Genomic DNA, 13,041 nt, shown 5'->3' with positions numbered 1-13,041 from the left:
TGCGAGGAATGAAACGACATACGACACGGGTTTGAGTTGCACGCGGCCGCTCAAACCCGGCGGCGCAGTTATTGCGGACGAACGCGCAGGGTCAGGCCCTTGAGGAAGTTGCGCAGCAACTGGTCGCCGCACGGGCGATAGTTGTTGTGGCCGACCTTGCGGAACAGTGCGCTCAGCTCAGGCTTGGAGACCGGGAACTCGGAAGCCTTGAGGATCGCGTGCATGTCGTCTTCTTTCAGCTCGAAGGCCACGCGCAGCTTCTTCAGAATGATGTTGTTGGTCACCGGCAGTTCGATCGGCTGTGGCGGACGGCTTTCGTCCTTGCCGCGCTTGAAGATCACCAGACCGTCGAGGAAATGCGCCATGACTTCGTCCGGGCAGCGCACGAAGCCTTCTTCGTCCTCTTCTTTCTTGTCGAGGTAGGTCAGCAGATCGGCCAGCGTCACGTCCATGCCGCCGAGCTTGATGATCTCGATGACTTTCTTGTCGCTGATGTCGAGCATGTAGCGCACGCTGCGCAGTACGTCGTTATGAATCATGTGTGCAATCCTGATATTCGGCTGTGGGCGCCACAGCAAAAGCGCGGCGCCGGAATGTGTGGCGGCGTGAGAAGCCTTAGAACTTCTCTTTGCCGGACAGGTAGCGCCATTGGCCCAGCGGCACTTTGCCGATCGATACGCCGCCGATGCGGATGCGACGGATGCTGACGACCTTCAGACCTACGGCTTCGCAGAACTGGGCGATGATCCCCGGCTGCGGGTTTTTCATGGCGAAGCGCAGACGGTTTTCGTTCTGCCAGCTGACCTTGACCGGCGGCAGCTCCTTGCCCTTGTAGCTGAGGCCGTGCTGCAGGCGGTTGAGGCCGTGGGCGACCATGTCACCTTCGACTTCGACAATGTATTCCTGCTCGATCTTGGCCGCATCGGCAGTGAGCTTGCGCAGGATCTTCCAGTCCTGGGTGAACACCAGCAGGCCACTGGCCTTGGGTTGCAGGTCGGTGCTGGCGGTCAGGCGCAGGAAGTGGCCACGCAGCGCACGCTTGCTGAAGCGGTGTTCTTCGCTGAGGGTTTCGGCGCTCAGCGTTTCCATTGCGCTGTCCGCGCTCATGCCGGCCGGCACGTTGAGCAGGATGGTCACCGGCTCCGGCGCGCTGGCCGTGGCGTCCTTGTCCAGCTCGACCTTCTGGTCGCCGACCTTGAACTGCGGCTCGTCGATGACTTCGCCGTCCACGGTGACCCAGCCGCCCTCGATGAACAGCTCGGCCTCCCGGCGGGAGCAACCGACCAGTTCGATGAGGCGTTTGGAGAGGCGAATCGGGTCAGTCATGACAGGGCCGTAACAAAAAAGGGGTGGGCATTGTACCTGCCTGGCGCCGGTTAAGCCCGGTTCCATTTCAGGGCGTTCAGTTTTCCTGTGGGAGCTGGCCTGCCAGCGATGCAGGCACCGTGGTCTTTTCTGATGTACCGAGCTGATGCCATCGCTGGCAGGCCAGCTCCCACAGTTGTTCTATGTTGTGTCAGCCATGGTTGGAGCGTTGTTGATTCTGGCGCAAACGCATGTGCAGCAACGGATACGGCTGGCCCATGCCATCGACTTCCGAGCGGCCGACGACCTCGAAACCTTGCTTGAAGTAAAACCCCAGTGCCTGAGGGTTCTGTTCATTGACGTCCAGTTCATCGGCGTTTAGATGTTCCATGGCATAGCGCAACAGCTTCTTGCCCAGGCCTTGGCCACGATAATCCGGGTCGATGAAGAGCATTTCGATCTTGCCTGCCGCCACGCCCGCGAAGCCGGTGATGCGCTGATTAGCGTCTTTAGTGCAAATCAGCATCACCGCGTCGAGGTAGCGCTTCAGCACCAGATCCTTCAGCAGCTCGATGTAGCTGTCCGGCAGAAAGTCATGGGTTGCGCGCACAGAGGCCTCCCAGACCTCGGTCAGTTCTTTGTAGTCACTGAGTTTCGGCGTGTGGATGACCGAATGGTGGCGCATGCCCGTTGGCCTCTTGGAAATGAATAAGCGCAGAAGCAAACGATAGACGTAAAAAAGCCCCGCATCTCGTCAAGAGAGCGGGGCTTTTCATATTTTTTTCGTTTAGATCTGTTCAGCCCACAGGTCGTATTCGTCGGCGTCGGTCACTTTGCACCAGACCTTGTCGCCCGGCTTGAGGTTGCTGCCGTTGTCGATGAATACGTTGCCGTCGATTTCCGGGGCGTCGAAGAAGCAGCGGCCAACGGCGCCTTGCTCGTCGACTTCGTCCACCAGCACTTCGATTTCACGGCCGATGCGCATTTGCAGACGGGCCGAGCTGATTTCCTGCTGGTGCGCCATGAAGCGGTCCCAACGGTCCTGCTTGACGTCGTCCGGAACGATGTCCAGATCCAGATCATTGGCCGGTGCGCCTTCAACCGGCGAATACTGGAAGCAGCCGACGCGGTCGAGCTGGGCTTCGGTCAGCCAGTTCAGCAGGTACTGGAAGTCTTCTTCGGTTTCGCCCGGGAAGCCGACGATGAAGGTCGAACGGATGATCAGGTCCGGGCAGATTTCGCGCCAGTTCTTGATGCGCGCCAGGGTCTTGTCTTCGAACGCAGGGCGTTTCATCGACTTGAGGACTTTCGGGCTGGCGTGCTGGAACGGGATGTCCAGGTACGGCAGGATCTTGCCGGCGGCCATCAGCGGGATCAGCTCGTCAACGTGCGGGTACGGGTAAACGTAGTGCAGACGGACCCAGACGCCGAGGGTGCTCAGCGCTTCGCAGAGTTCGGTCATGCGGGTTTTTACCGGCGCGCCGTTCCAGAAACCGGTGCGGTACTTGACGTCGACGCCGTAGGCGCTGGTGTCTTGCGAGATCACCAACAGCTCTTTGACGCCGGACTTGACCAGGCGCTGCGCCTCGTCGAGTACGTCACCGACCGGACGGCTGACCAGTTTGCCGCGCATCGACGGGATGATGCAGAAGCTGCAGCTGTGGTTGCAGCCTTCGGAAATCTTCAGATACGCGTAGTGACGCGGAGTCAGCTTGATGCCTTGCGGCGGCACCAGATCGATCAGCGGGTTGTGATCTTTGCGCGGCGGCACGACGTCGTGAACGGCGTTGACCACTTGCTCGTACTGCTGCGGACCGGTCACGGCCAGCACGCTCGGGTGCACGTTGCGGATGTTGCCTTCTTCGACGCCCATGCAGCCGGTGACGATGACTTTTCCGTTTTCCTTGATAGCTTCGCCAATCACTTCCAGCGATTCTGCCTTGGCCGAGTCGATGAAGCCGCAAGTGTTGACCACCACAACGTCGGCGTCCTGGTAGGTGGACACGACGTCATAGCCTTCCATGCGCAGCTGGGTCAGGATGCGCTCGGAGTCGACCAAAGCTTTTGGGCAACCCAGAGATACGAAGCCAACCTTTGGATTGGCCGGCGCAGGAGTGGTGGACATGTCTAACCTCGGTATTTTGTGACGTCGCTTGCCTGGTGCGGAAGCCGACGGACGGGCGCTTAGGGCGCGCCTCTGATCAAAAAGTGCGCAATTCTAGCGGTGAGTCACGCAGTTGACCAGCTTTATGCAGGGAAATACGACGAGTGCTGCGCTATGCTTCGCGCCTTTGCGCTTTACTGAATTTTTACAGTCAACAAAACGTCTGTAACAACAGGTAAAACAGCGCATGCTGCACCACAAAGCATAGTGCTTCATTCGAAGAAGCCGGTTTGGGAATCAGGAGTGTTGGATGGGTCAGGCAAGTAGTCAGGCGGCGGGTGCCGAGCATTCGACGGCAAAGCCGATCGGCATGCTGGTCGCTGCGGTCGGGGTGGTTTACGGCGACATCGGCACGAGCCCGTTGTACACCCTCAAAGAAGTGTTTTCCGGGGGCTACGGCGTGGCGGTCAATCACGATGGCGTGCTGGGCATACTGTCGCTGATCTTCTGGTCGCTGATCTGGGTCGTTTCGATCAAGTACATGATGTTCGTCCTGCGCGCCGACAACCAGGGCGAGGGCGGGATCATGGCACTCACGGCGCTGGCACGGCGAGCGGCTGGCGAGCGCAAGAAGCTGCGCTCGTTGCTGGTGGTCTGCGGGCTGATCGGTGCGGCGCTGTTTTATGGCGACAGCATGATCACCCCGGCGATTTCCGTACTCTCGGCCATTGAAGGCCTGGGCCTGGCCTTTGATGGCATCGACCATTGGGTGGTGCCGTTGTCGCTGGTGGTGCTGGTGGCGCTGTTTCTGATCCAGAAACACGGTACCGCGCGCATCGGCATCCTCTTCGGGCCGATCATGGTTACCTGGTTTCTGGTGCTCGGTGCGCTCGGCGTGTACGGCATCACCCACGCGCCGGAAGTACTGCGTGCGATGAACCCGATGTGGGCGGTGAATTTCTTCGTGGTTCACCCGGGCATGGGTGTGGCGATCCTCGGTGCCGTGGTACTGGCGCTGACCGGTGCCGAAGCGCTGTATGCCGACATGGGTCACTTCGGCCGCAAGCCGATTGCTCGTGCGTGGTTCATTCTGGTGCTGCCGGCGCTGGTGCTCAACTACTTCGGTCAGGGCGCTCTGCTGCTGGAAAACCCGGAAGCGGCGCGTAACCCGTTCTATCTGCTGGCGCCAAGCTGGGCATTGATTCCGTTGGTGGGCCTTTCGACGCTGGCCACGGTGATCGCTTCGCAAGCGGTGATTTCCGGCGCGTTCTCCCTGACCCGTCAGGCGATTCAGCTCGGTTACATCCCGCGTATGTACATCCAGCACACCTCCAGCGCCGAACAGGGCCAGATCTACATTGGCGCAGTGAACTGGTCGCTGATGGTCGGCGTTGTTTTGCTGGTGCTCGGGTTCGAATCCTCTGGCGCTCTGGCCTCGGCCTACGGCGTGGCCGTGACCGGCACCATGCTGATGACCACCATTCTGGTGTCGGCAGTGATGCTGCTGCTGTGGAAATGGCCTCCAATCCTCGCGGTGCCGGTGTTGATCGGTTTCCTGCTGGTGGACGGTCTGTACTTCGCCGCCAACGTGCCGAAAATCGTTCAGGGCGGTGCGTTTCCGGTGATCGCCGGTATTGCGCTGTTTGTGTTGATGACCACCTGGAAACGCGGCAAGCAATTGCTGGTCGAGCGTCTGGATGAAGGCGCGCTACCGCTGCCGATCTTCATCAGCAGCATCCGTGTACAACCGCCGCACCGCGTGCAGGGCACCGCAGTGTTCCTCACTGCGCGCTCCGACGCCGTGCCTCACGCGTTGTTGCACAATCTGCTGCATAACCAGGTATTGCACGAGCAAGTGGTGCTGCTGACCGTGGTCTACGAAGACATCCCGCGTGTGCCGCCGTCTCGGCGTTTCGAAGTGGACTCCTACGGCGACGGCTTCTTCCGGGTGATCCTGCACTTCGGCTTCACCGACGAACCGGACGTGCCGCAGGCGCTGAAGCTGTGCCATCTGGATGACCTGGATTTCAGCCCGATGCGTACCACCTACTTCCTCAGCCGCGAAACGGTGATCGCCTCGAAACTCGAAGGCATGGCGCGCTGGCGCGAAGCGCTGTTTGCGTTCATGTTGAAGAATGCCAATGGTAATCTGCGCTTCTTCAATCTGCCGCTGAACCGGGTGATTGAGTTGGGGACGCAGGTCGAGATGTAAGCCCCGCCGCAATTGAAAAGCCCCCGTCAGCCTTGCGGCTGGCGGGGGCTTTTTTGTGTCTGCACATAAACCTCAAGTCCACCGCAAACCCTTTGTAGGATCGAGCCTGCTCGCGATGGCGATAGATCGGGTGAAGATGTGCTGTCTGACACTCAGTCATCGCTAGCAGGCTAGCTCCCACAGGTCAGTTCCCTTGATTTCGAGTGCTCACGCACCCGATACCAGGCTGGATTCAGCGCCATTCCCTTGTGGGAGCGAGCCTGCTCGCGAAGACGTAGTGTCAGTCGACGAATCTGTTAACTGACCCGCCGCTTTCGCGAGCAGGCTCGCACACAGGGGATTTTGGTGGCTGATGGAATGTAAAAAGCCCCCGCTACCGTGAGATAGCGGGGGCTTTTGTGCTTCAGCTCAGATCACTCCTGCGCCGTAGCCTCATCCTTGGACTGACGTTTCTCGATCAAATCCACCAGACGCTTGGCCAGCGCCGGGTAGTTCTCGTCGAAGTGGTGGCCGCCGGGCAGTTTCACCGCTTCGCCCACTGCAGTCTTGTCGGTGCAGCCGCTTTCGTCGGCTTCTTCCGCGCCGTAGATGCAGATCACTTTGGCCGCTGGCAGCTTGGCCATTTCCGGGCCGGTGGCGGCTTCTTTGCCGGCGTTGCCGAGCCAGCCTTCGACTTCGATTTCGAAGCTGCCGGTGCGGGCGAAGGCCAGCAGGATGATTGCGTCGATACGTTGCTGTTCGGTGTCTGGCAGGCGGTTGTAGATCGCTGGCAGGACGTCGGCGCCGAACGAGTAACCGGTCAGGATGAAGCGCTTGGTGCCCCATTTCTGGCGGTAGTGCTGCATCAGTTCGGTCAGGTCCAGAGCGCTTTGTTCCGGGCTCTTGTGCTGCCAGTAGTAGCGCAGGGTGTCGATGCCGACCACCGGATAGCCGATCTTGGCCATTTCGCCCGCCACGTCGCGGTCGAGGTCACGCCAGCCGCCGTCACCGGAGAGGAACAGGGTCACGGTGTCCTTGGCTTGACCGGCCGGCACTTCAACTACCGGGATCGCCAGACCGCCGTTAGCCTTGTCGCCGCCGACGAGGATCTTGCGCAGTTCGTTGTTCAGCACTTGCGGCAGGTTGATGTCGTAGTCGCTGATGCTGGTTTCGGCGTTCGGTTGATCGCGCACGAAGCCTGCGCTGGCGTCGTCCGGGTTGTCGTTCCAGGCCACCAGCCAGTGGCCGTGAGCCGCGGATTTCGGCAGCAGGTGCGTGCAGCCACCTTTCTCCAGTGCCAGATCGACGGAAACCGCCTGGGCCTTGTCGTCTTTCTGTTCAGCCAACCAGCGCCATGCCAGCACGGCGCCCGGGCCGATACCGCTGACCAGCGTCGCCGGGCCATTCAGTTCGCGCAGACCGGTTTGCAGGGCGCGGCTTTGCAGCAGGCAATCCTTGGGCAGAATCACTTGAACGATCTGCGCCGAAGCCGTGCGGCTCAGGGTCGTCAGCTGATTGTCAGTGAGCTTTTGGTCGTCATTGACCGCCACCAGCACCTGAGCCTTTGGCTTGGTGCCGGGAATGACCCGGGTCATGGCGGTGCCGTCAGCCGGCGTGAGCTTTTCGAGGGTTGGTTCCGGTGCCGGGCGTTTCAGGTACCAGTAACCGCCGCCGGCAATCACGGCCAGCACGATCAGTGCGGCCAGGATGTACTTCAGGGAGCGTTGAATCATCAGCGTTTCACCAATCCAGTCAAGCCGCCCGCGATCAGGGCAGCAGTATCGGCCAGCGCCACCAACGGATCGAGTCCGGCGGGCACGGCCATATAACGGGGTTCCCAGTCAGGCTGGAACTTGTCTTTGAAGCGGCGCAAGCCTTGGAAGTTGTACAACTGCTCACCACGGCGGAAAACCATCGAGCCCAGACGCTGGGTCAGCGGTGCACCACGTCGAGGTTGCAACCCCGACAACGGCACCATGCCCAGGCTGAAACGCGCGTATCCGTGACTCTTATAATGTTGAATCAGACCGACCATCAGGTATTCCATGGTCAGCTTGGGGGCGTCCGGGTGCGAGCGCATCAGGTCGAGACTGGCCAGGTCATGGCCGTAGGTCTCGAGCAGGTTGGCGAACGCCACCGGGCGGCCTTCGAAGCGAATCACCGCAATGCGGAAATGCTTCAGGTATTCGTCGCTGAAACGGCCGAGGGAGAAGCCTTTCTCGCGCACGTTCTTGCCGGTCAGCCAGGCATCGGAAATCATCTTCAGCTCGTCCATCGGCGCCAGACCCGGCTCATGGATCTCCAGCGACAGGCCGTCGCGGGTGCCACGGTTCCAGGTGTAACGCAGGTCCTTCATCTCTTTGCCCTTGGCTTCCAGGTCAAAGCGATGCAGATCGACCCGGGCTTCTTCGCCGAGCTTGATCGCGGTCAGGCCGATGTCCATGTAGTACGGCAGGTTTTCCGCACGCACCTGATAGAACACCGGACGAGCATGATAGATGTCGCACAGGTCGCGGAACTGCCAAATCATTTCGGCACGTTGCTGGCCGGGACCGATTGGGTCGTAAAGCGCCACCAGACTGCGGCCACGGCGGGCGTACATCAGGAACGCTTCGTCGTTGGGGTGAAACAGCAGCGCCTTGTCACCGGTCAGGGCGAGGCCGCCATCGGGCTGCGAGGAGGCCATCAGGATTTTCGAAGCGCGTTCCAGTTCATCAGGTGTTGGCAGATGAATCACCGGGCGGGCAGTGCGCAACAGCCAGGTCAGGGCGATCACCAGCAACAGCACCGCAGCGCCAAGCAGTGAACGCAAGCCGCGCGGGGCATCAGCATCGAGGGTGAATTGCCACCACAGTTGATGGCTGTAAGGGACGTCCTGATAGGCGAACAGCAGCAGCCAGGTCGAAGCGCCCAACACACAGAGGCTGGCCACCAGATACAGCGGCGAGAACGGCAGTTCGGTCAGACGGCTCGGACGATAGAACGAGCGGCGGAACACCCCCAGCAGGCTGGCGGTGAGGATCATCAACGTGGCTTCTTCCCAGTCGAAGCCCTTGAGCAGCGAGAGCAGGGCGCCCACCAGCAACAGAATGGTGGTCAGCATCCAAGCCGCCGACAGGCGACGGCGCAGGCCTTGGGCAAGCATCAGGCAAAGTACGCCGATCAGGCTGGCGCCAAAGTGCGAGGCGTCGACCAGGCGATGCGGGATCAGAAAGCCGATGTGTTCAAGGCGAGTGTCGATTTCCGGAGTCGCGCCGGAAAACAGCAGCACCACACCCGACAGGAACACCAAAACCGCCAGAATCGGTGCGGCCAGACCGGACGCGGCGCGCATGGTCTGGGTTTGAAACAGACGCTGGCCTTCGTTGATCAGCAGCAGGATGCAGGCCACCAGCAACGGCAGCACCACATAGATCATGCGATACAACAGCAGCGCGGCGGCCAGTGGTGCGGCGCCGAGTTTGTCGGCGAAAGCGGCGAGCAGAATGGCTTCGAAGACCCCAATACCGCCCGGCACATGGCTGAGAACCCCGGCGGCCAGTGCCAACAGATACACCAGCAGGAACGCGCCAAACGGCGGAGCTTCCGGCAGCAACAGGTAGAGCACGGTTGCAGCAGCAGCTACATCGAGCGCGGTGATGATCAGTTGCAGAAAGGTCAGGCGGCGGCCCGGCAGGCGCAGGGTGCGGCGCCCGACCCGGACCAGCAGGTTGTCACGGTACGGTTGCTCAGGCAGGCGACGGCGATAGATGCCGATGGCCAGAACTGCGCCGAGCGCCAATACGATCCCGGCAACGCTGCCAAGCAGGGCTTCGGACAGTCCCAGCGCCTGAGAGGCGGCAGGCAGGTCGCTCAGCGTCGCGAGTGCTGCCAGCGGCGGCAGGGCGCAACCGAGCGACAGGCTGGCAAACAGGGTCATGTGCGCGACTTCCGACGCCCCCAGACCCAGTCGTGCATATAAACGGTAGCGTACCGAACCGCCGGACAGCAGCGACAGGCCAATGGCATTGCCAATCGCGAACGCGGTGAAGCCGCCGAGAGCCAGCGTACGCGGAGGTATTGTCACCCCGGCATAACGACTGGCAGACCATTCGTAGCCCAGCAGAATAATGAAGCCGACCACGGTCGCGCCGAATGCACCCATCAGAGCGGGTTTCGGCACGTCGAGAATCGAGTCATGCAAAGCGTAGATGTCGAGTTCGCTAAGCAGATGGCGACAGGCAATCAGCGCAATGGCGAACAACAGCAAAGTGACCGCGAGACCAATCGGCTGACGGTATTTGCTCAACCGGTCCAGCAAGCGCAAACGCTCGGGCTTGATCGGTTGGTTCGCTGTGACGGTGTCTTGTGGATCAGACGAGTTGGCGCGCATCAATCACCTCTTGGATTGTGCGCGACAGGATGGATGTATCCAGCCAAGTAACCAATCCCTGTAGAAAAAAATAATCACAAAATACTACGCCTCTCATCCGGTATCGGCGAGGGCAGTTCCTGGATTGCAGACGTCTTGCCTGCGACTCAAGCATAGTCGCAACTCGACGTGTCTGACGATCCCGAGCGGTTCACAGCAGAGTGACAGATCATTGTTGCGAAAGGACTTTTTCAACAGATACAAAAAAGGCCACTCTTTCGAGCAGCCTTTTTTGATGTTTGGTTGCGGGAGCCGGATTTGAACCGACGACCTTCGGGTTATGAGCCCGACGAGCTACCAGACTGCTCCATCCCGCGTCTGTGTGGCGGCATTCTACAGACGAACGACGAGGTGTCAACTGATAATCTGCAGAAGGGTCAAATAAGCGTGAATTAGCGTCAAACGGTAGCGGGGCATTCGTTAAGTTTCGGAAATGCAACGAATTCCTGTTTGGCGGACTCGCTCGACGCAGACTCAATCTGAAAAACAAACGCGCACAAAAAAGGCCACTCTTTCGAGTAGCCTTTTTTGATGTTTGGTTGCGGGAGCCGGATTTGAACCGACGACCTTCGGGTTATGAGCCCGACGAGCTACCAGACTGCTCCATCCCGCGTCTGTGTGTCGGCATTCTACAGAGGATCGCAGGGGTGTCAACCGTCAATTCAGATAAAATCTGTTCCTGTTCAATCGGTTAGCGCTGTTTGCAGGTGTTCGAAACGGCTGGGGGGCAGGCGGGGCAAGGCTTTCAGCTCTATCAGAGCCCCGTCTTCGATTGAGAAAATAAATTCAAATGCCTTTTCCTACATATGGAAAAGAACATTCATACCACTGGTGCTATATACAGGTGCCAGTGAGATACTGCCGATCCGGCTCGCCAATACTTCCTTTTCTGCCATGACTCAGCGAAAAATCATCCACGTCGATTGTGATTGTTTCTACGCCGCGATCGAGATGCGTGACGACCCGAACCTTGCCGGCAAGCCTTTGGCGGTGGGTGGTTCGGCGGATCGGCGCGGGGTGATTGCCACCTGCAACTATGAGGCGCGGGCTTATGGTGTGCGTTCGGCGATGTCGTCCGGGCATGCTTTAAAGCTGTGTCCGGATCTGACCATCGTCAAACCGCGAATGGATGCCTATCGCGAAGCCTCGAAGGAAATTCATACGATCTTCAGCGATTACACCGACCTGATCGAACCGTTGTCGCTGGATGAAGCCTACCTCGACGTGTCCGACAGTGCGCATTTCGGTGGCAGTGCCACGCGCATCGCTCAGGACATTCGGCGGCGAGTCTCCAATCAATTGCATATCACTGTTTCTGCTGGCGTGGCTCCGAACAAGTTTCTGGCGAAAATTGCCAGCGACTGGAAAAAGCCCAATGGCTTGTTCGTGATCACCCCGGATCAGATCGAAGACTTCGTCAGTGGCCTGCCGGTAAGCAAGCTGCACGGCGTCGGCAAAGTCACGGCTGACAAGTTAGGCAGGCTGGGGATCGTTGACTGCATGCAGTTACGCGAGTGGGACAAGCTGACGCTGGTGCGCGAATTCGGCAGTTTTGGTGAGCGATTGTGGAGTCTGGCGCGTGGGATCGATGATCGACTGGTGCATAACGACAGCCGTCGTCAGTCGATCAGCGTCGAAAACACTTACGACGTTGATCTGCCGGACCTGCGCAGTTGCCTGGACAAATTGCCGGAGCTGCTGGAAACCCTCAAGACCCGCATGGCGCGCATCGACAGCAGCTACCGTCCGGGCAAGCCATTCGTCAAAGTGAAGTTCCATGACTTTACCCAGACCACGCTGGAGCAGGCCGGGGCAGGGCGTGATCTTGGCAGTTATCAGTTGATGCTGACGCAGGCGTTCAATAGAGGTGGCAAACCGGTGCGGTTGCTGGGGGTGGGGGTGCGGCTGGAGGACTTGCGGGGCGGATTTGAGCAGATGGAGTTGTTTGAGCGGTAGTTTTGCGTTGGGTGAAGGGCCTCATCGCGAGCAGGCTCGCTCCCACATTTGATCTGTGGTGTTCACAAATCTCCTGTGGGAGCGAGCCTGCTCGCGATTGGCCTTAATTCGGTCCTGGATCAGCCACCAGGCGCCCGGCATCCTTGGTCAGAGACTTGAGAAACTCAGCCTGCAACTCAGGATCGTTACGGGTCAGCTCGATCAGACTCTGTTCCAGCTCGCTGGCTTCTTCTTCAAGACCCAGCTCCGACAGCCGTTTGACCCGGTGCACCCACTCGCTGACTTCGTCATCTTCCAGATCGTCGTAAATCAAGCCATGCGCTTCCAGCAACTTGCTGCGCAGGTGGCTGCTGATGATCAAGGATGAATTGCTATGCACGTCATCCTTGGCGTCTTCGACGCTGATCTGCAGTTTGCCGACATGATTGAGGTCATTTTCGGCGAACGGGCTGTCCAGCAGATTCAGGCGCAGCACGCCGTTACGGTCGGTGGTCATGTCGAACGACTGTTTGCCGGCCTTGACCTGCACCGGACGCTCGCTCCATGGCAGGCTCGAATACTCCGTGCGCTTGTCGCGCTGGACTTCATCGATACCGGCCAGGTTCTGTTGCGCGCGACCGTGGGACTGCACGTTCATGAACGGGTTGAGCCCGGCGAAACCGTAGCTCAGCCAGTCCTTGGTCACGCTGTCCGGCAAATTGCCGAGGGCGAAGACGTTGACGATATTGGCGCCGACACCGGCCACCACAGCCACCGCACCCAGCGGAATCTCGTAGATTTCGCGCCAGGGTTGATAAGGCGTGTAGCGGTCGTAACGACGCGTGACCTCGAACTCGGTGACTTCGAAAGTCTTCTGTTCGTTGATCTTTACGCGTCGTTGCGGCAGCTCAAGCTCCTTAGGCTCACCGACGTCGATCTGCAGGCTGTGATCGAGCAACTTACGCTCGACCCGCTCTTCGTGCTCGCTGCGCTGTGACATTTGATTGGCACAGCCGCTGACCAGCAGGGCACCGCACAGGGCGGTGCCACCGAGGCCTAAGGTGTTTCGCTTGAACATGAGGTCTCTATCTGGAA

9 protein-coding genes and 2 tRNA genes are annotated in these 13,041 nt (G+C 59.6%); 2 read left to right on the top strand and 9 right to left on the bottom strand.

Annotated elements, in window-relative coordinates:
• Nucleotides 1–68 precede the first annotated feature (68 nt).
• The 4 genes from ACTWLJ_RS00885 to rimO all read right to left on the bottom strand — a co-directional run bounded on the left by ACTWLJ_RS00885 (nt 69) and on the right by rimO (nt 3,430).
• Nucleotides 69–539: a YehS family protein gene (locus tag ACTWLJ_RS00885; RefSeq protein WP_401220960.1), complete on the bottom strand. Its 471-nt coding sequence runs from the start codon at nt 537–539 to the stop codon at nt 69–71.
• A 76-nt stretch (nt 540–615) separates the two neighbouring features.
• Nucleotides 616–1,326 (bottom strand): rRNA pseudouridine synthase, encoded by a 711-nt coding sequence (locus tag ACTWLJ_RS00880; RefSeq protein WP_445179538.1) that lies wholly within the window; start codon nt 1,324–1,326, stop codon nt 616–618.
• A 190-nt stretch (nt 1,327–1,516) separates the two neighbouring features.
• Nucleotides 1,517–1,990, bottom strand: a complete 474-nt coding sequence (locus ACTWLJ_RS00875; protein WP_401220964.1) for a GNAT family N-acetyltransferase — start codon at nt 1,988–1,990, stop codon at nt 1,517–1,519.
• Nucleotides 1,991–2,092: 102 nt separating this feature from the next.
• The gene (gene rimO, locus ACTWLJ_RS00870; protein ID WP_445179537.1) at nt 2,093–3,430 is read right to left on the bottom strand and encodes a 30S ribosomal protein S12 methylthiotransferase RimO; all 1,338 of its coding nucleotides are present in this window, start codon (nt 3,428–3,430) and stop codon (nt 2,093–2,095) included.
• 289 nt (nt 3,431–3,719) lie between these two features.
• On the opposite strand from rimO, the gene ACTWLJ_RS00865 reads away from it, so the two are divergent.
• Nucleotides 3,720–5,621, top strand: a complete 1,902-nt coding sequence (locus ACTWLJ_RS00865) for a potassium transporter Kup (protein ID WP_401221085.1) — start codon at nt 3,720–3,722, stop codon at nt 5,619–5,621.
• 413 nt (nt 5,622–6,034) lie between these two features.
• Here the strand turns inward: ACTWLJ_RS00865 and ACTWLJ_RS00860 are convergent, their stop codons facing one another.
• The 4 genes from ACTWLJ_RS00860 to ACTWLJ_RS00845 form a co-directional block, all read right to left on the bottom strand.
• The gene (locus ACTWLJ_RS00860; RefSeq protein WP_401221092.1) at nt 6,035–7,333 is read right to left on the bottom strand and encodes a virulence factor family protein; all 1,299 of its coding nucleotides are present in this window, start codon (nt 7,331–7,333) and stop codon (nt 6,035–6,037) included.
• Nucleotides 7,333–9,972, bottom strand: coding sequence for a bifunctional lysylphosphatidylglycerol flippase/synthetase MprF (mprF, locus tag ACTWLJ_RS00855; RefSeq protein ID WP_445179536.1), 2,640 nt, complete (start codon nt 9,970–9,972; stop codon nt 7,333–7,335). The genes ACTWLJ_RS00860 and mprF overlap by 1 nt, the downstream gene beginning before the upstream one ends.
• Before the next feature lie 279 nt (nt 9,973–10,251).
• Nucleotides 10,252–10,328 (bottom strand) — tRNA-Met (locus tag ACTWLJ_RS00850).
• 219 nt (nt 10,329–10,547) lie between these two features.
• A tRNA-Met gene (locus ACTWLJ_RS00845) sits at nt 10,548–10,624 on the bottom strand.
• A gap of 281 nt (nt 10,625–10,905) precedes the next feature.
• On the opposite strand from ACTWLJ_RS00845, the gene dinB reads away from it, so the two are divergent.
• Nucleotides 10,906–11,967 carry a DNA polymerase IV gene (dinB, locus tag ACTWLJ_RS00840; RefSeq protein ID WP_401216641.1) on the top strand — a complete coding sequence of 354 codons (1,062 nt, stop codon included), beginning with the start codon at nt 10,906–10,908 and terminating at the stop codon, nt 11,965–11,967.
• 103 nt (nt 11,968–12,070) lie between these two features.
• On the opposite strand, the gene ACTWLJ_RS00835 is transcribed toward dinB, so the two are convergent.
• Complete coding sequence (locus ACTWLJ_RS00835) at nt 12,071–13,024, bottom strand: hypothetical protein (protein WP_445179535.1); 954 nt, start codon at nt 13,022–13,024, stop codon at nt 12,071–12,073.
• Nucleotides 13,025–13,041 lie beyond the last annotated feature (17 nt).

The organism is Pseudomonas sp. McL0111 (genome assembly GCF_052567255.1).
Note: the sequence above shows the minus strand (reverse complement) of the source record. Positions and strands in the feature narration are given on the sequence as shown.